Origin of the sequence: Lysobacter sp. Root494 (assembly GCF_001427225.1) — a bacterium.
In the GTDB taxonomy this organism is placed as follows: Bacteria; Pseudomonadota; Gammaproteobacteria; order Xanthomonadales; family Xanthomonadaceae; genus Agrilutibacter.
Genome location: NZ_LMFH01000006.1, coordinates 340731 through 357516 on the forward strand (window position 1 = coordinate 340731; position 16786 = coordinate 357516).

Here is a 16786-nt window from a genome sequence, read left to right on the forward strand (position 1 = left end):
TCACGCGCGTTTCACCGCTTCCGATCCGCGGCGTGCTGCTCGGGCTCGAGGTTTTCGTGACCGACGCGGCCCTGCCGGATCGAGGGCTGCACCCATTGTTCCTGCGTGCGCTCCGAACTGGAGAAGCCGCTGCCCAACTGATCGTTGCCGCTGCGCACCGCGCGCCCGGCGGGGCCGAACGATGCGGAGCCATCGTCGCAGCGGATGCAGTTGCGTATGTCGCGCACGCCACGTGCCAGCGCCGCGACGTCTTCGGCGCGGCGCTTCATCGCCTTCTCCGGCACCTCGCCGGTGAGCGTCACGAAGCCGTCTTCCACCGAAAGCAGGATCTCGCCCGCATCGAGTTCCTCGTCGTCGGTGAGGCGCTGGTAGATGTCGTCGGCGATGCTGGCATCGGGCCGTACTTCGTTGCGCGGGCCGCGACCGCGCTGGCCGCCGCGCGGACGACCTGTACGCGCATCCTGTCCACGTGGGCTGTATGAATCCGCCGGCGTCCTGAAATCGCCGTAGCCGCCGAGGCTGCGCGGGCCGAAAGAATCATCGTCCGGCGGCATCGGTCCCCACGCGCGGGGCGTTACCGAGGGCATGTCGTGGTAGAGCTGCGATCGGCGGTTGTGCTCGTCGCTGGCGTGCGGATTCGCGGATTCATGCCTGGCCATGATCGGGTCTCCCTGCGGAAAACCTCACACTAGGAAGGCCGGCGTTATCGCTGCGGCAACAGGGAGTTCACGGGAATTTGCGCGGCTTCGCCGCGCCCCTCATCCGCCCTCCGGGCACCTTCTCCCCGCGTGCGGGGAGAAGGAAGTGCGCAGAACGCTTGCGGCGAGAAGAAAGTCACAAACCCCTCGCCCCGCCTGCGGGGAGAGGGACAGCGTTGCGCAGCAACGCAGGGTGAGGGGCGGCGTGTCAGCGAATCGCCCAGGGGCATCAGCGATACCCAGCCGCCTGCAATTCAAACAGTTCCGCATAACGACCGCCCTGCGCCAGCAACTGCTCGTGCGTGCCGCTCGCTTCCAGCCGCCCCTCGTTCAGCACCAGGATCCGGTCCGCCATCCGCACGCTGCTGAAGCGGTGCGAGATCAGCACCGCCGTACGATCGCTCGACAATTCCTTGAAGCGCTGGAACACCTCGAACTCGCTGCGCGCATCCAGCGCCGCGGTCGGCTCGTCGAGGATCATCACCTGTGCATCGCGCATGTACGCGCGCGCGATCGCGATCTTCTGCCACTGCCCGCCGGAGAGATCGACGCCGGTCTTGAAGCGGCGCCCGATCAGCTGGTCATAACCCTGCGGCAATGACGCGATCAGCTGGTCCGCCATCGAACGCTTCGCCGCTTCGCGGATGCGGTCGCGGTCGTACATCGCATCGATCTGGCCGACGCCGATGTTCTCGCCCGCGGTCAGGTGGTAGCGCACGAAGTCCTGGAAGATCACGCCGATGTTCGCGCGCAGGTCCTCGAGGTCGTAGTCGCGCAGGTCGCGGCCGTCGAGCAGGATGCGGCCCTCGTCCGGGTCGTACAGCCGCGCCAGCAGCTTCACCAGCGTGGTCTTGCCCGCGCCGTTCTCGCCGACCAGCGCAAGCACTTCGCCCGCGCGCAGTTCGAAGTCGAGGCCGCGCAGCGCCCAGCGTTCCGCATCTGGATAGCGGAAGCCCACGTTCTCGAACACGAAGCCGCGCACGATCGGCTGCGGTACCGGCAGTGCGTCGGCCGGTGAGTGGATCTCCGGCTGGATCTCGAAAAAGGAGAACAGGTCGTCGAGGTACAGCGCCTGCCCAGCCACCTGCGAGAAACCAACGAGCAATCCTTCGAGCAGCTGCCGCAGGCGCCGGAAGCTGCCCGCAAGGAAGGTCAGGTCGCCGATGCTGAAATCGCCCTTCACCGTGCGCCACGCGATGTACGCATACGCGACGTAGTAACCGAGCGTACCGAGCGCCGCGAGCAGCGTTCCCCAGAACGCGCGCCGCCGCGCCAGCCTGCGGTTGGCGCGGAAGAACTTGTCGGACAGTTCGCGGAAGCGGGTGATGAAGAAGCGGTTGAGGTTGAAGATCTTCACCTCCTTCGCCGTTTCCACGCTCGCGCCCATCTGGCGGATGTATTCGAGCTGGCGCCGCTCCGGTGTCCACGCGAAATTCAGCGAGTACCCCAGCGCATTGAAATGCGCCTCGCCGACGAAGGCGGGAATCAGCGCGACCGCGAGCAGCACGATCAGCCACGGCGCGTAAACCAGCAGGCCGAGCGCGAAACTGATGACGGTGATGACGTCCTGCACCTGGCCGAACAGCTGGCTCATCAGGTTCATGCGCCCCATCGTCTGCCGGCGCGCGCGATCGAGCTTGTCCTGCAGGTCGGGGTCCTCGAAGTCCTCGAGGTCGAGCGTCGCCGCGTGTTCCATCAGGCGCACGCTGGTCGCGTTGGTGAACAGCTCCGACAGCAGCGCGTCGCCGTAATTGATCATCCGTCCCAGCAGGTCGGAGCCGATCGCCAGCGCGAACTCGGCGACCAGCAGCCACAGCAGGTGGTCGAGCTGCCCGCTTTCCCACGCGGTGGACACCGATTCGTACGACACGCCCGCACCGACCAGGCGCACGGCTTCGTCGATGATCAGCTTGCCGATGAAGAGCGTGGCGATCGGCAGGAACGCGCGGATGATGCGGAGGCCGAGCGTCGCGAGCGTCAGTGCCGGACTCGTCGCCCAGATCTGCCGCAGGAATGGCGGCAGGTTGCGCAATGCGTTGAAGCGTTCGCGCAGGCTGGGCTGTCCGGCGGAGCGGGCGGGGCGTGGACCCCGCGCCGCTGCATCAGGGGAATTGGCCATGCGCCGATTGTGCCGCGTGTCGTGCCCGCGTGCAGGCGCTCATGGGTGAAGGAAAAATTGTTGTATGCACGCGGGATGCATGAGCGGCGTGCGCCGTCGTTTTACCCGCCGGATGCGGCAAGGTCGCCTGGTATGAGCGAATACACGACTGCATCCGCCGGACGCCCCTGGAACACCAGGCGATTGCGCGCTTCGGCTTCGCGCGTCGCGCCCAGTTTCTCCGCGACCTGGTGGCTGGCGATGTTGTCCACGAGCACGACGATCTCGATCCGGGTGAAGCCCAGTTGCTCGAAGCCCATGCGTGCAGCGAGCCTGGCCGCGGTGCTTGCAATGCCTTTGCCCCGGTGCACCGCAGCCACCCAGTAACCGAGGTTGGCCCTGTTGTTCGCGCGATCGACCTGACTCAGTCCGACGCCGCCGAGCAGTTCGCCGCCGCGATCGAAGATACCGAACGGAAATTCGCGGCGCGATTCCCATGCCTGCTGGCAGTACGAAGTCCAGTCCGCGGCATCCGCTTCCGAATAGCCAGCATGGCACCACGGCAGCCAGTACGACAGCGAGTCGATCGAAGCGCGCACGGCGCGATACAGCGGCAGCGCGTCGTTGGCCGTGAGTGGGCGGATCAGGATTTCGCCCTGGGCAAGTGGTGCTGTCATCGGTTCAGTCGCAATGGATGTCGGGTAGTTGGTCACCTCGCATCCGGCGAGGCGCAAGGTGTGCTCCGGATCGCGGGCAGCAGGTGGACTGCCGTGAGGATAGCCATATCAGGGAAACGCCTCGAACGACCGCCGGCGCGCCCGGCGCCCGGGTCTGCCCTTGTGCATGCGCGCCGGAAGTGCGGATCGCCTGTCGATTTCCCGCTCCCCGGTTCGTCGGTGTGATATCCCAGCCGGAATGCCAGCGCCCATGAACAGTTCTCCAGCCGCCGCCTCGCTCCACCTCGACCGCAACTGGGGCCTGGTGGCCGCAGGCGCCCTGATGGGCTGCGTCGCCGTTGGCGTCGTGTTCTCGCTCGCGGTGCTGCTGCAGCCGATGAGCACGGCCACGGGCTGGTCGCGGGCGGGGCTGTCCAGCGCGATGACGCTGGCGTTCCTGAGCATGGGCTTCGCCGGTTTCGGCTGGGGCATGCTCAGCGACCGCTATGGACCCCGGCGCATCGTGCTGGCCGGCTCGCTGCTGCTCGGACTCGCCTGCGTGCTCGCGAGCAGGGCGCAGACGCTGCTGCAGTTCCAGCTCACCTACGGCGTGCTGATGGGCGTGGCCGTGTCGAGCTTCTTCGCGCCGGTGATGTCCGCGACGGCGGCGTCGTTCGAGCGCCGCCGCAACATCGCGATCTCGCTCGTGTCGGCCGGCGTGGGCGTCGCGCCGATGACGATGTCGCCGCTGGTGGCGTGGCTCGGCACGCAACACGACTGGCGCAGCACCCTGGTGATCGTCGGCGTCATCGCGTGGGCACTGACCTTGCCTGCGGTCTGGTTCGTGCGCGTCGCCCCGGGCGTTGCGGCGGCGGCAGCCGGGAACGGTGGCGGCGGTACACCCGAGATGACGGCGTCGCAGGCATTCCGTTCGCGCGCCTTCATCGTGCTTGCGCTGGCGTTCTTCGCGTGTTGCGCCGCGCATTCGGGGCCGATCTTCCACACGGTCAGTTACGCGATCGGCTGCGGCCTGCCGATGACCGCCGCGGTCACGATCTACAGCATGGAAGGCGCGGCCGGACTCGGCGGGCGGCTGTTGTTCGGCCTGCTCGCGGACCGGTTTGGCGCGAAGCCGGTGCTTGTGGTCGGCCTCGCAGTGCAGGGGCTCGCCGCGGCCGCCTACCTGCAGGCGAACCAGCTCAGCGGCTTCTACGCCGTGGCGATCGTCTTCGGCATCGCGTACGGCGGCACGATGCCGCTGTATGCCTCGCTGGCGCGCGAAGCCTTCGGCCCGCGCATCCTCGGGTCCGTGCTCGGTGCGGCGGGCATGCTGTCCAGCCTGGGCATGGCGCTGGGCCCGCTGATCGGCGGCTGGCTGTACGACCGCTATGGCAGCTACACGTGGCTGTACATCGGTTCGATGGCGCTGGGCCTCGCCGCGGCCGCGATCGCGTTGCAGTTCCCCACCGCGCCGCGAAAGAAGGGAGACCGGCTCACGCCCGTGCTGCAAGGCTGAACCACTGCCGTCAGCGCCGGTTTGCCGCCGCGTTGAGCAGCATCACTCCAGCCACTGCAGCGAAGGCCGCGCCACCATCAGGTAGAAGATCGCGAGGAAGAGCAGCAGCGCCGGCACGCCCAGTGCGATCCACCAGCCGAAGTAGTTCCAGTACGCCGGAGGGAGTTCGGTGCCGGTTTCGTCGGCCGCTTTCGCGACGTCGCGCAGGCGCACCTGCAGCCACACCACCGGGAACCAGCACAGCGCGGCCGAGATGAAGAGCACCGTCGACAACAGGATCCATGGCGAGGTGAGCGGGTAACCCATGCGGTGCGCGAGCCAGAAGCCGCTGAGCGGCTGGAACACGATGGTGGTGGCGGTGAACAGCCAGTCGGCAATCACCACGAAGCGCGAGACGACGGCCACCGCATGCGCGTCGCGCGTGCGGCTGACGAAGAACAGGTAGAACGCCGTGCCGATGCCGGTGCCGAACAGCATCGTCGACGAGAGGATGTGCAGCCACTTCAGCACCAGGATCTCATTGATCACGTGCTTCCCTCCTCGCGGTCCAGCGCGTGCAGCAGCCATAGCGCGGCGAGCAGCGGCAGGTTCTTCAGGACCGGCCCGTACGGATGGAGCCAGTATCCGGGCAGCCAGACCGTGATGATCGCGGTATAGCCGAGGGTCACCAGCGCCTGGAACGCGTAGAGCCATTGCCGCCTGCGCATTGCGAGCGTGGCGATGCCGAGCGCGAGGTCGAGAATGGCGGCGACGTACAGCGCGACGAGCGCGAACGAACCGTGCAGGCCCACGCGCGCGAGCAGGGCGAGGCTTTCCGGGACCGGATACACGCCGAGCGACACGATGCCGGTGACGATCCATACCAGTGCGACGGCGACCCGCAGCAGCGGCAGCAGCCAGCGCAGTTGCAACGACGTGCGGAGTGATGCGGCTTCGCGTGGATCGATGAATTCCGTCGCGGGCCGTGGCGGGCATCCGAGCACGTGCACGATGCCGTCCGCGCCGGCGCAGTTGCCTTGCGCGAGCATCGTGAGTGCTTCGCGGTCCACCAGGTTCGAGCGCATCTTTTCCGCGAACACTGCGATCGTTTCCATCACCCGTCGCGGAATCGGCAGGAAACGCGCGCGGCCGAGCCCGAGGCCGCGGCGCAGCTGCACGAAGTACTCGCGCAGGGTCAGCGGGGCAGGGCCGACCGCGGCCAACAGTGGCGGTGGTGCATCGGCTTCGACCAGCGCGACCAGTGCGGCGACGAGGTCGTCGCGGTGGATCGGTTGCACGCATTGCGTACCGCCCGCCGGCAACGGCACCAGCGGCAATGCGGCGAGCTGCAGGAACACGCGGGCGCTCGTGCCTTCGGGCGCGAACACCAGCGACGGGCGCACCACGCTCGACGACAGCGGCAGCGATGCGAGCGCAGCATCGGCGGCGTGCTTGCTGCGCAGGAATTCCGTCGGCGCATCGGCTGCCGCGCCCAGCGCGGAGACCTGCACCACGCGGCGCACGCCGGCATCGACGCAGGCTTCGAACAACGCGACGGGTGCGCGGGCGTGGATCGCCTCGAACGTCTGCGCGCCCTGTTCGCGGAAGATGCCGACGGTGTTCACCACGGCATCGACGCCTTCCAGCCGGGGACGCCACGCTCCAGGCGAATGATCGGTGGCGAAATCCGCGGCCAGCACCCGCTGCGCGGGAAACCGCTTCGCCGCACGTGCCGGGTCGCGTACCGCCAGCGTAAGCCGGTGCCCGCGCGCCAGCAGCGCCTGCGCCAGCGCGCTGCCGATGAAGCCTTCAGCACCGGTAATGAGGATGTGCATGCGATGCCGGGAGATGCGAATCCGTAGGACGGGTCGAGCGCAGCGATACGCATCGTCTCGCAGCCGTCGTGATGTCGGGTGATGGATCATCGGCGAGGCACTCACGGGCCGTGGCCTTGAGCTTCCCGCGCCCACCCGCGTGCCTTGCCGGCATTACGGCCCGCGCCAGGCATGAGGCCAGGCGGCCTTCGCAGACACTCCGGCGCATCTGGCCAGACCTTCCGGAGCATCTCGCCAGATGCTCCGCTGCATCTCGCTTGCGGTTGGCGGCATCTCGCGCGGGGCTGGCAGCATCTGGCGAGATGCTCCGGAGGGTCTCGCGAGACCTTCGCAAGGTCTGGCGCGAAGGTCGTGGCATCTCGCGAGATGCCCGCAGGGGTCTGGCGAGACCCTGGCAGGATCTCGCCAGATGCGCACGAGGGTCTGGGCAAGGGTACGCAAGGTCTGGGGCGAGGCTGGCTGCATCTGGCCAGATGCCCGCGGGTATCTCGCGACATGCGCGCAGCCGCACGGCTGATGTCCCGCAGCATCTGGCCAGACACCCGGCGGCATCTGGCGAGACCCGAAGCCGGGTTCACGCCCGCACTCCGCAGGATGGCGGAGCGCAGCGACGGCACAACCATCTGCGGCGCGGCGCCGCGCACCGCTTCTCCGAGTTGCGCTACGCGTGAGCGACCGCTTCGAACGGCGCCTCGTCCAGCGCCTTGTGCATCCCGACGTTGAGGATGTTCCAGGAATTGATCATGGCGACCGTGAAGCCCAGTTCGGCGATCTCCCGTTCGTTGAAGTTTTCCTGCACCGCCTCGTACACGCCCTCGGGCACGCGCGCGCTGCCGATGCGGGTCAGTGCGTCGGCCCAGGCCAGCGCGGCGCGTTCGCGGGCATCGAACAGCGGGCTTTCCCACCACGCGGGGACGGTGTCGAGCTTGCGCTGCGACATGCCGGCCTTGCGCAGCGCGCTGGAATGCATGTCCAGGCAGAACACGCAGCCGTTGATCTGCGACACGCGCAGGGATACGAGTTCAACGAGCTTGGATCCGAGCGGGCCCTTGTGCAGCTGGCCACTGAGCCGCAGCAGGTGCTGGAAGGCCTCGGGAGCGTGGGTGGCGTAATCGAGTGGGGAGTGTTTCATCGTCGTCTTCTCATGTGCGGCCACGGTGGCCGTTGCATGAGGTAGACGCGCGAAGACACCGCGGTGTGACAGTGCGCGCTACATCAATTCGCTTTACATCAATCCAGTGAGCTTGTCGGGATTGAGCACGGTGAAGATGCCGCTGATGCGGTCGTCTTCGATCGTGACCGTGGTGACCGAATGCAGGCGGCCGTCGCGCATGCGCAGCAACGCGGGTTCGCCATTGACGTGGCCGAAGCGCCATTCGAGCGCGCTCTGCGGCCTGCGCGCGATCGCCCAGAACAGGCGCGCGATGCGCTCGGCGCCGTGCAACGGCCGGATGGTCGCGTTGACCTTGCCGCCGCCGTCGGACACCAGCTGTGCGTCCGCATCCAGCAGTTGCACGATCGCGTTGCGATCGCCGGATTGCGCCGCGTGCATGAAGTGTTCGAGCAGCGAGCGGTGCTTCTCCGGCGTGACGGCGAAGCGCGGCCGGTCCGCCTGCACGCGCGTCCGCGCGCGATGGACCATCTGCCGGCAATTGGCCTCGCCCTGGCCGATGAGTTCGGCGATCTGCGCGTAGTCGTAATCGAAGACTTCCTTCAGCAGGAACGCCGCGCGTTCTTCGGGTCCCAGCCGTTCCAGCACCGAGAGGAACGCGAGCGACACCTGTTCGGCGATCTCCGCGCCGCGTTCAGGGTCGGGGGATTCGTCCACGCTCAACGGCTCCGGCAGCCAGGGGCCGAAGTAGGCCTCGCGTTCGGTCCGGGCCAGCCGCAGGCGGTCGATGCCGAGCCGGGTCGTAGCCGTGACCAGCCAGGCCTCGGCATCGCGGATGGCCGAACGGTCCGCCTGGCGCCAGCGCAGCCAGGCGTCCTGGACCACGTCCTCGGCATCGCTGCGGCTGCCGAGCAGCTTGTAGGCGAGCCCGAACAGGCGAGGGCGGTGGGTTTCGAAGACGGTTTCGGTGCTCATGTGGCCAGGACGGGGGAAGGGGCGCGGATGTGACAGCGTGGGCCGCGGAACGCTGCGTCGGCAAGGCCACGTGGCCGTGGTCCTGTAGGAGCGGCCCCTGGCCGCGACCGGCCTGTCGCCCGGCCCTCGAGGCCTTCGCGGCCAAGGGCCGCTCCTACGGTTGATGGCCCGTAAAATACGGGACTTCGTCCGCTACCCAACGGCAGCCCGTGTCCGCTTCGAGCAATCCTGCGTTCCAACCCAGCACTCCTGTCTCGATCCGCCAGGAAGACCTGATCCAGTCCGTCGCCGACGCGCTGCAGTACATCTCGTACTACCACCCGGTCGACTACATCAGGAACCTCGCCGCCGCTTACGAGCGCGAGGAGTCTCCCGCCGCGAAGGACGCGATCGCGCAGATCCTGATCAACTCGCGCATGTGCGCCGAGGGGCATCGTCCCATCTGCCAGGACACCGGCATCGTCACCGTGTTCCTCGAAATCGGCATGAACGTGCGCTGGGACGACGCGACGATGGGCGTGGAAGACATGGTCCACGAAGGCGTGCGCCGCGCCTACAACCATCCGGACAACAAGCTGCGCGCGTCGGTGCTCGCCGATCCCGCGGGCAAGCGCACCAACACCAGGGACAACACGCCGGGCGTGGTCAACGTGAAGATCGTGCCGGGCAACGCCGTCGACGTGATCGTCGCGGCGAAGGGCGGCGGGTCGGAAGCGAAGTCGAAGTTCGCGATGCTCAATCCCTCCGATTCCATCGTCGACTGGGTGCTCAGGACCGTGCCGACGATGGGCGCCGGCTGGTGCCCGCCGGGCATGCTCGGCATCGGCATCGGCGGCACCGCCGAGAAGGCGATGCTGCTGGCGAAGGAAGCGCTGATGGAGCCGATCGACATCACCGACCTGCAGGCGCGCGGCCCGTCGAATCGTGCAGAAGAACTGCGCCTGGAGCTGTACGAGAAGGTCAACGCGCTCGGTATCGGCGCGCAGGGTCTCGGGGGTCTCACCACGGTGCTCGACATCAAGGTGAAGGATTACCCGACGCATGCGGCGAACCTGCCGGTCGCGCTGATTCCGAACTGCGCCGCCACGCGCCATGCGCACTTCACGCTGGATGGCAGCGGTCCGGTGATGCTCGATCCGCCGTCGCTGGAAGATTGGCCGCAGCTCACCTACGACGCGTCGAAGGGTCGCCGCGTGAACCTCGACACCGTGACGAAGGAAGAAGTCGCGTCGTGGAAGCCGGGCGAAGTGCTGCTGCTCAACGGCAAGCTGCTCACCGGCCGCGATGCGGCGCACAAGCGCATGGTCGAGATGTTGAACCGCGGCGAATCGCTGCCGGTGGACCTGCGCGGCAAGTTCATCTACTACGTCGGCCCGGTCGATCCGGTGCGCGACGAAGTCGTCGGTCCTGCGGGTCCCACCACCGCGACGCGCATGGACAAGTTCACCGGGCAGGTACTGGAGCAGACCGGTTTGATGGGCATGGTCGGCAAGGCCGAGCGCGGCCCGGTTGCGATCGATGCGATCCGGAAACACCAGTCGGCCTACCTGATGGCGGTCGGCGGCGCGGCGTACCTCGTGTCGAAGGCGATCAAGGCCGCGAAGGTCGTCGGCTTCGCCGATCTCGGCATGGAGGCGATCTACGAGTTCGAGGTGCAGGACATGCCGGTCACGGTCGCCGTGGATTCGCAGGGCACGTCGGTGCACAGCACCGGCCCGAAGGAATGGCAGGCGAGGATCGGGAAGATTCCGGTGGTTGTGGCGTAACGCTCAGCCGAGGCGGCGCTTTCGATGCGAGGGTCAGGGCTTCGTCATTCCCGCGGAGGCGTGCATCTTTTCCACGGACGAATGTTCGTTCATCCGTGGACGTTGTTTTTGCTCGTCATTCCCGCGCAGGCGGGAATCCAGTGACTCTGCTCTTCATTCCAGAAAAAAGTAATTCAGCGATTTCGCTTGCTACAGGAAGTGCCCAAGGCACAAAGACACTGGATGTACGGACGTGCTCCCGTGAAAAAGACGCCCGCCTACGCGGGAATGACGAGCCGCCAGCGAGCTTTGAACTGAGTCGCCCGGGCCTCAACCCCCCGCCCGCACGTTCTTCTCCAACAAATTGTCCGCACCACTCTCCCGCTGCGCCTGCGCCAGCTGGTCATCGATATCGCGATCCACGGAAGTGTCCGCGGGAGCCTCCCGCATTCGCGGCGGTGGAGGCGCATCTGCCGGTACGCCTGCGCGCCGGATCCCCGCGCGATCGATCGCGGTCTTCGCCGCGCGCATCGCTTCGCTGCGCACGCGCATGTGGCTGTTGCGGGTCTGGTCGACCCAGCCGAGGAATTGCACCGCGAGCCGGTCGGGGAGATATTCCTGCGCCAGCGCATAGGGCGCGGGATCGGCCAGCACGCCCTCGACGCGCGCGATCGCCGCGAGCGCCTCGCGTTGCGCATTGCCGACCGACGAAGACGGGTCGAGCGGCACCATGAAATCGAAACGCCGCTTCGGATTGCGCGTGTAATTGAGCACCACCGAGCGGAAGACGACCGCATTGGGCAAGGTCAGCTGGTTGCCATCGAGCGTCATCAGCACGGTCGAGCGCGCCGTCAGCGCGACCACCTTGCCTTCGTGCTTGCTGTCGATCACCAGGTGGTCGCCGGGCGAGAACGGCCGTCGCAGGCTGAGCAGGACGCCGGCGATGTAGTTCTCGGCGATGTCCTTGAAGGCGAAGCCGAGCGCGAGGCCGACCACGCCCGCCGATCCCAGCACCGCGCCCACCAGTGAGGTTGCGCCGAGCAGGTCGAGCGCAAGCAGCACGCCTGCAAGCACCACCAGCCAGTGCAGCACGCGTTGCACCAGTCCTTCCATGTACGGATTGGTGCTGCGCAGCTTGCGCGCGAGCCAGCGCGGGCGCCGGTGCGCCAGGCGGCCGAGCCGCGTCGACAGCCACACGATCAGCAGTGCGACCAGCAGTAGTGGTGTCGCCGCGACGAGGCGGACCAGCTTGTCGCCGGCGAGCTGCATCGCAACCTGGAAGCGATCGCGAAGCCGCGAACTCAAGGTGATGCGGTTCTCGACCTTGCTGACGCCCTGCATCTGCGAGGCGATGACTTCGGCGAGCTTGCGTTGATCCTCGGTGAGCGCTTCGCCTTCGAGCAGGACGACACCTTCGACGACCGTGGCCTTCACGCCGTGCAATCCTTCGATCGCGCCCAGGCGTGAGGCAAGGCGCTGGGCAATCGCCCTGTCCTCGGCGATGCCGGTCGCTACAGCGGCAGCAGGCGGAATGGCTTCAGCGGCGGGTTGCGCAGCGAAGGCTGCAGACCGCAAGAACATCAGCACGAAGAGAAACAGGGCGATGCGACGCGATGTCGTGATCCGGGACATTCCGCGCGTTCTACAGCTGCGACTTCAACGGCACGATGAAGGTTTCGAAAAGTTTTTCCTTCAACGGCCGCTTCTTCCAGCTCTGGTAGGTGTAGCGCTTCGTCGGCTTCAGGTCGCCTTCGAAGACATCCGTCATGCGCACGGCGAAATCGCGATCGTAGACGTTGAGGCTCGCTTCATCGTTGAGCCGGAATGAGCGCAGGTCGAAATTGGTCGAACCGACCGAGACCAGTTCCCTGTCCACGATCAGCATCTTGTTGTGGAACATGGTCGGTTCGTACTCGTAGATCTCCACGCCCGCGAGCAGCAGCGGGCCCCATCCTGCCTTCGAAGCAAAACGCGCGGCATCCGAATCGGTGTTCTTGCCCGGCACGATCACGCGGATGCGCACGCCGCGATGGCGCGCCGCGATCAGTGCCTTGGTGATCAGTTCATCGGGGATGAAGTACGCCGCCTGCAGGTCGATCGACTGTTCCGCGGCCGCGATCGCCATCAGGAACATCAGGTGCATGCTTTCGCTGCCGCCGGATGGCGAGCTGATGAACAGATGGGCATCCATGCCACCCGCGCGATCGAGTTGCGGGAAGTAGTCGGCGCCGTTGAGCACTTCACCGGTGGTCTTGATCCAGTTGTCGTTGAAGGCCGCCTGGAACTGCGACACCGCGGGGCCTTCGATGCGGAAATGCAGCTCGCGCCAGTGGCCGGGATCCTGCGCATTGCCAAGCCATGGATCGCCGATGCCGACGCCACCGGTGAAGGCGATCCTGCCGTCGATCACCAGCAGCTTCCGGTGCGTGCGGTTGTTGATGCGCCCCAGGTTGTACCAGTGCAGCGGCCGGTAACGCTCCACATGCACGCCGGCGTCCTGCATCTGTTGCAGTTGGGTTTCGTCCATGGTGATGCTGCCGACCCAGTCGATGGTGACGGTCACCCGAACGCCAGCGCGCGCTCGCTCGGACAGGGCATCGGCGAAGGCCTTTCCCACCTTGCCTTCCCAGTAGATGTAGGTCTCGAAGGTGATGGTCTTCTGCGCGCCGCGGATCGTGGCGAGCATCGCGGGAAATATCTCGTCGCCGTTCTCGAGATCGACGACGTGGTTGCCCGGCATGATCGCCGGACCCAGCATCACCCCCATCTCACGCCGGAACTGTGGATCGGAGATGGCGTAGCGGTGTTCGATCTTGCGTTCGAGTTTTTTTTCCGGCCCGGTGAAATTCAGCGACAGCACTACGAGAAGCAGGGTCGCCAGGGCGGTGATCGCGATCGTCCAGAGCATGCGCTTGCGAGTCCAGGGCATTGAGGCACTCTGGAACCCTGTTCAGCAATGCGACGTGAAATGGCCGCTTCGGACACCGCAGCCGGCGACTGCGGCGCTCCGATCGTTCAGTACCACTCGAGCAGTGAAATCCCGAGCCCGAGGTACCACGCGCGGTGGTTGTAATCGATCAGGCTTTCGCCGTAGCCATCGAATACCTGGACGTGACCGCGCAGTGCGCGGCTGACGGGAAACCCCCAGTCGAACTGCACCGCGCCGCGCGAGTGTTCGCCGGTGCGCAGCGAATGACGTCCCATCAACGCGAACTCGTGTTCGTTCCAACGGCGCACGAGCGTGATGTCGCCGCGGCCGATGTAGTCCTCGATGCCGGGGTTCTCGTCTTCGTTGCGGCCGTCGGGGATGCGCCACCACGGGCGGATCGTCACCGCCCAGTCTTCGCGATCGAGGCCGATGTTCGCGACCACGCGATTCCAGCTGCGCGAAATGGGATCGGCGCGGCCGTTGGACTGGTGGTTCACGCCGATGCCGAACAGCCGCCCGTGCCAATCGCCGAGCGCATAGTTGTTGCGGAAGACCAGCATCACTTCCGGCTCGTAATTCGTTTCCCGGAACGGACGCGATTCCTCGCCGTTGTAGACCTGCCAGCGCGAACTCTGGGTATAGGCCGCCCATACGTCGCCGTTGTCGCCGAACAGGTTTTCGACCACCTTGGTCTTGAAGCTGAGCTGGAATTTGGTTTCCAGCGCCTTCAGCGGTTGCCGCTCTGCCGGGACCTTCGTCGGATTCGACGAGGTGGGCACTTCGTTCGTATTGCTCGTCCAGAACGCCGGCAACAGGTAGACCGGCTTGTACGCGCGGAAGTTGAAGACACCCAGCTTCGAATCCTTCGCCAGTTCCCAGCGGCTATCGAGCATCGAGCCCTTGCCGGCGTTGGCGATGCGGTCGTCGAATACCGTGCCGCCTTCCTTGCGGAACAGATCGCTCACCACGCGGCGCGTGCGTTCCTTCGCCGGCAGTGTTTCGAGTTCCAGGCGCTCGTATTGCTGGATGACCTGCTTGGTCGCACGGGCATCGATCGCCGCGCGATCGGCGGCGGTGGTGTCGGGCGTGCCGCGCTTCATTGCTGCGTCGTAGCAGGCGAGCCGGTCGGCGTCGACGGAAATGGCGACGCACGCTGCGGGATTCGGTCCCTCGTCGCCCACCGGCTGCCCGGCGCAGGCCGGCGCACCCACCGGCAACGCGAGCGCCATTGCGAAAAGGCTGCGCCGGTTGTACGGGGAACACACCGTCATACGAACCACGCGAAGACGAACAACCCGACCATGAGGAAGGCGACGCCCAGTTTCAGCACAGTGCCGACCACGACGCCCAGCCATGTGCCCAATCCCACTTTCGTCGCCTGGCCCAGTTCGCGTCCGCCCACGCCGCGCAGCCATGCCAGTTCGCCCAGCAGCGCGCCGACGAAGGGGCCGATGAAGATACCCACGAACCCGAACATCAATCCGGCGAAGGTGCCGAGCACCGCGCCGACCAGCGCCGGTTTGCTCGCACCGACGCGCTTCGCGCCGAGCGCCGTGGCCATGAAGTCGATGCCGAGCGAAAGCAGGGTCAGTAGCGCCAGCACGGCCATCGTCCACCCGCCGACCTCTTCGAAACCGCCGGCCCAGGCGGCCAGCAGCATCCCCGCAAACACCAGGGGCAGACCGGGCAGGGCGGGGAGCACCGTCCCCGCGATTCCGATCACCATCAACACGATCGCCAGTACGTAGTAGAGCGTCTGCAGGTCCATGCTTTTTTCCGTTGCGCGCGGGGGATTTGGCCTATTAATAAGGGGCCCGAAGACCCCCGTCACTGTCGTTGCATTTTCACGATTCCCGGGGTACCGTGCGGGCGCTGTGTTTGCCAGGGTCACCGTGAACCGTGGCCCGATGCGGTTGATCCACCGATCGCTACATCGTTGCACCTCGCTTCCTCCTTGCGAACCAGCACACGATGAAAGTCGTGTCTCAACCAGCAAACGTTCCAAGGAGCAAGTAAATGTCCCGCGAAAACGGTACCGTCAAGTGGTTCAACGATGCCAAGGGCTTCGGCTTCATCAGCCGTGAAAATGGCGAGGATGTGTTCGTGCACTTCCGCGCCATCCAGACCCAGGGCTTCAAGAGCCTGAAGGAAGGCCAGAAAGTTTCGTTCACCGTCGTCCAGGGCCAGAAGGGCCTGCAGGCTGACGCCGTCGAACCGATCTAATTTGTCCCGGCGCGCGGGCATACCGCGTAACAGGATTTTTGAAACCCGGCCTGCGCCGGGTTTCTTTTTTGCAATGCGGCAAGCTGCTCTCCCGCAGATCCCTGCCGCGCCGCCGGTGCTACCCGCTAATGTGAATGGGCGCACGATTCAGGTCTCCCACTGACCGCTGGTCGGTATTTCTTGCCATTTCGTCTGTAAATTCCTACCGTAAGTCGGCCGGACGAACGGCAGCCGGCTTACCGCAGGGGTGCGGTGCCGGCAGGAAGTGGCAATCGGGGGCAGGGGATGCAGGCGGAAATCCGGGGATTCACGCTGGTCGAGCTGGCCGTGACGCTTGTCGTCGCGGCGATCCAGTTCGTCCTGGCGATGCCCTCGGTTTCCGGATCGCTGCGGCGCGACTCCTCCCCGACCAGGAAGAGGAAGGGCGGACCCGTATCGATCTCCCCATGCGGAGCCATGGCGGGATTTTCGCTCGTCGAACTGATGGTTACCGTCGCCGTGCTGGCCATTGTGGTCGCGATGGCCATTCCTACCTTCACCGCCATCGTTAACGGGAACCGCCTGGCATCGGCGGCAAACGAGACTCTCGCGATCTTCCAGAGCGCACGCATTGAGGCCATCAAGGCCAACCGGCGTTCGGTGGCATGCCTCAGCGCCGATCCTGACGCGGCCGCACCCTCGTGTACTACAGGGACCCCTGCAGGCTGGATCGTATTTACCGATTTGAACCGGGACGGGCAGTTCACCGCCGGGGAAAAACTGCTGCGCGTCAGCTCCCTTCCGGCTGGTGTGCAGGTATTGGTCAGCAACAGCCTCGCCGGGAAAGTCGTCTTCCGCGCCGACGGCATGGCCCGGACCGACACCGGCGACCTTCTGAGCGCCACCGTCGACATGTGCCTGCGCACCAACCAGCCCAGGCAGAACGTACGCCACATCAGCATCGGTTCCGGAAGTCGGCTGTCGATCCAGAGAGCCGACACCGGTGGCGAATGCGGCATTCCGAGCGACACGCCATGACGAA

At 66.1% G+C, this 16786-nt stretch carries 15 protein-coding genes; 4 read left to right on the forward strand and 11 right to left on the reverse strand.

Annotated features, from left to right (window positions below; all coding sequences use genetic code 11):
• Nucleotides 1-11 precede the first annotated feature (11 nt).
• The 3 genes from ASD14_RS10905 to ASD14_RS10915 form a co-directional block, all read right to left on the reverse strand.
• Nucleotides 12-659, reverse strand: a complete 648-nt coding sequence (locus ASD14_RS10905; RefSeq protein ID WP_056133261.1) for a BON domain-containing protein — start codon at nucleotides 657-659, stop codon at nucleotides 12-14.
• 268 nt (nucleotides 660-927) lie between these two features.
• Complete coding sequence (locus ASD14_RS10910; protein ID WP_056133265.1) at nucleotides 928-2817, reverse strand: ABC transporter ATP-binding protein; 1890 nt, start codon at nucleotides 2815-2817, stop codon at nucleotides 928-930.
• A gap of 101 nt (nucleotides 2818-2918) precedes the next feature.
• Nucleotides 2919-3473 (reverse strand): GNAT family protein, encoded by a 555-nt coding sequence (locus tag ASD14_RS10915; protein ID WP_056133268.1) that lies wholly within the window; start codon nucleotides 3471-3473, stop codon nucleotides 2919-2921.
• Nucleotides 3474-3723: 250 nt separating this feature from the next.
• Between ASD14_RS10915 and ASD14_RS10920 the strand changes: the two genes are divergently transcribed.
• The gene (locus tag ASD14_RS10920) at nucleotides 3724-4968 is read left to right on the forward strand and encodes an MFS transporter (RefSeq protein ID WP_056133270.1); all 1245 of its coding nucleotides are present in this window, start codon (nucleotides 3724-3726) and stop codon (nucleotides 4966-4968) included.
• 42 nt (nucleotides 4969-5010) lie between these two features.
• Here the strand turns inward: ASD14_RS10920 and ASD14_RS10925 are convergent, their stop codons facing one another.
• The 4 genes from ASD14_RS10925 to ASD14_RS10940 form a co-directional block, all read right to left on the reverse strand.
• Nucleotides 5011-5496: a DUF2269 domain-containing protein gene (locus tag ASD14_RS10925; protein ID WP_235565384.1), complete on the reverse strand. Its 486-nt coding sequence runs from the start codon at nucleotides 5494-5496 to the stop codon at nucleotides 5011-5013.
• Nucleotides 5493-6782 (reverse strand): NAD(P)H-binding protein, encoded by a 1290-nt coding sequence (locus ASD14_RS10930; RefSeq protein ID WP_056133276.1) that lies wholly within the window; start codon nucleotides 6780-6782, stop codon nucleotides 5493-5495. The genes ASD14_RS10925 and ASD14_RS10930 overlap by 4 nt, the downstream gene beginning before the upstream one ends.
• A gap of 661 nt (nucleotides 6783-7443) precedes the next feature.
• Complete coding sequence (locus ASD14_RS10935) at nucleotides 7444-7914, reverse strand: carboxymuconolactone decarboxylase family protein (protein ID WP_056133548.1); 471 nt, start codon at nucleotides 7912-7914, stop codon at nucleotides 7444-7446.
• Nucleotides 7915-8007: 93 nt separating this feature from the next.
• The gene (locus tag ASD14_RS10940; protein ID WP_056133279.1) at nucleotides 8008-8868 is read right to left on the reverse strand and encodes an RNA polymerase sigma-70 factor; all 861 of its coding nucleotides are present in this window, start codon (nucleotides 8866-8868) and stop codon (nucleotides 8008-8010) included.
• A 209-nt stretch (nucleotides 8869-9077) separates the two neighbouring features.
• Here ASD14_RS10940 and ASD14_RS10945 point away from each other — a divergent pair, with 209 nt between their 5' ends.
• Nucleotides 9078-10634, forward strand: coding sequence for a fumarate hydratase (locus ASD14_RS10945; RefSeq protein ID WP_056133282.1), 1557 nt, complete (start codon nucleotides 9078-9080; stop codon nucleotides 10632-10634).
• 309 nt (nucleotides 10635-10943) lie between these two features.
• Here ASD14_RS10945 and ASD14_RS10950 read toward each other — a convergent pair whose 3' ends face one another.
• From ASD14_RS10950 to ASD14_RS10965, 4 genes are all read right to left on the reverse strand, one after another.
• A complete protein-coding gene (locus ASD14_RS10950; protein WP_056133286.1) occupies nucleotides 10944-12245 on the reverse strand; it encodes a mechanosensitive ion channel family protein in 1302 nt (433 codons plus the stop codon).
• A 10-nt stretch (nucleotides 12246-12255) separates the two neighbouring features.
• Entirely contained in the window at nucleotides 12256-13521 is a 1266-nt protein-coding gene (locus ASD14_RS10955) for a phospholipase D-like domain-containing protein (protein WP_056133551.1), read from the reverse strand.
• A gap of 107 nt (nucleotides 13522-13628) precedes the next feature.
• Complete coding sequence (locus ASD14_RS10960) at nucleotides 13629-14813, reverse strand: phospholipase A (protein WP_056133289.1); 1185 nt, start codon at nucleotides 14811-14813, stop codon at nucleotides 13629-13631.
• Nucleotides 14810-15310 carry a DUF456 domain-containing protein gene (locus ASD14_RS10965; RefSeq protein WP_056133292.1) on the reverse strand — a complete coding sequence of 167 codons (501 nt, stop codon included), beginning with the start codon at nucleotides 15308-15310 and terminating at the stop codon, nucleotides 14810-14812. The genes ASD14_RS10960 and ASD14_RS10965 overlap by 4 nt, the downstream gene beginning before the upstream one ends.
• 248 nt (nucleotides 15311-15558) lie before the next feature.
• Between ASD14_RS10965 and ASD14_RS10970 the strand changes: the two genes are divergently transcribed.
• Together ASD14_RS10970 and ASD14_RS10975 are read left to right on the forward strand one after the other, a co-directional pair.
• Nucleotides 15559-15765: a cold-shock protein gene (locus ASD14_RS10970; RefSeq protein ID WP_056133295.1), complete on the forward strand. Its 207-nt coding sequence runs from the start codon at nucleotides 15559-15561 to the stop codon at nucleotides 15763-15765.
• Between the two features lie 285 nt (nucleotides 15766-16050).
• Nucleotides 16051-16782: a GspH/FimT family pseudopilin gene (locus ASD14_RS10975; protein WP_056133298.1), complete on the forward strand. Its 732-nt coding sequence runs from the start codon at nucleotides 16051-16053 to the stop codon at nucleotides 16780-16782.
• Nucleotides 16783-16786 lie beyond the last annotated feature (4 nt).

What these genes read in the sequence shown, in the direction of transcription:
- ASD14_RS10905 (WP_056133261.1), bottom strand. Translation starts at nt 659, where the DNA reads ATGGCCAGGCATGAATCCGCGAATCCGCACGCCAGCGACGAGCACAAC.
- ASD14_RS10910 (WP_056133265.1), bottom strand. Translation starts at nt 2,817, where the DNA reads ATGGCCAATTCCCCTGATGCAGCGGCGCGGGGTCCACGCCCCGCCCGC.
- ASD14_RS10915 (WP_056133268.1), bottom strand. Translation starts at nt 3,473, where the DNA reads ATGACAGCACCACTTGCCCAGGGCGAAATCCTGATCCGCCCACTCACG.
- ASD14_RS10920 (WP_056133270.1), top strand. Translation starts at nt 3,724, where the DNA reads ATGAACAGTTCTCCAGCCGCCGCCTCGCTCCACCTCGACCGCAACTGG.
- ASD14_RS10930 (WP_056133276.1), bottom strand. Translation starts at nt 6,782, where the DNA reads ATGCACATCCTCATTACCGGTGCTGAAGGCTTCATCGGCAGCGCGCTG.
- ASD14_RS10935 (WP_056133548.1), bottom strand. Translation starts at nt 7,914, where the DNA reads ATGAAACACTCCCCACTCGATTACGCCACCCACGCTCCCGAGGCCTTC.
- ASD14_RS10940 (WP_056133279.1), bottom strand. Translation starts at nt 8,868, where the DNA reads ATGAGCACCGAAACCGTCTTCGAAACCCACCGCCCTCGCCTGTTCGGG.
- ASD14_RS10950 (WP_056133286.1), bottom strand. Translation starts at nt 12,245, where the DNA reads ATGTCCCGGATCACGACATCGCGTCGCATCGCCCTGTTTCTCTTCGTG.
- ASD14_RS10955 (WP_056133551.1), bottom strand. Translation starts at nt 13,521, where the DNA reads ATGCTCTGGACGATCGCGATCACCGCCCTGGCGACCCTGCTTCTCGTA.
- ASD14_RS10960 (WP_056133289.1), bottom strand. Translation starts at nt 14,813, where the DNA reads ATGACGGTGTGTTCCCCGTACAACCGGCGCAGCCTTTTCGCAATGGCG.
- ASD14_RS10965 (WP_056133292.1), bottom strand. Translation starts at nt 15,310, where the DNA reads ATGGACCTGCAGACGCTCTACTACGTACTGGCGATCGTGTTGATGGTG.
- ASD14_RS10970 (WP_056133295.1), top strand. Translation starts at nt 15,559, where the DNA reads ATGTCCCGCGAAAACGGTACCGTCAAGTGGTTCAACGATGCCAAGGGC.
- ASD14_RS10975 (WP_056133298.1), top strand. Translation starts at nt 16,051, where the DNA reads ATGCAGGCGGAAATCCGGGGATTCACGCTGGTCGAGCTGGCCGTGACG.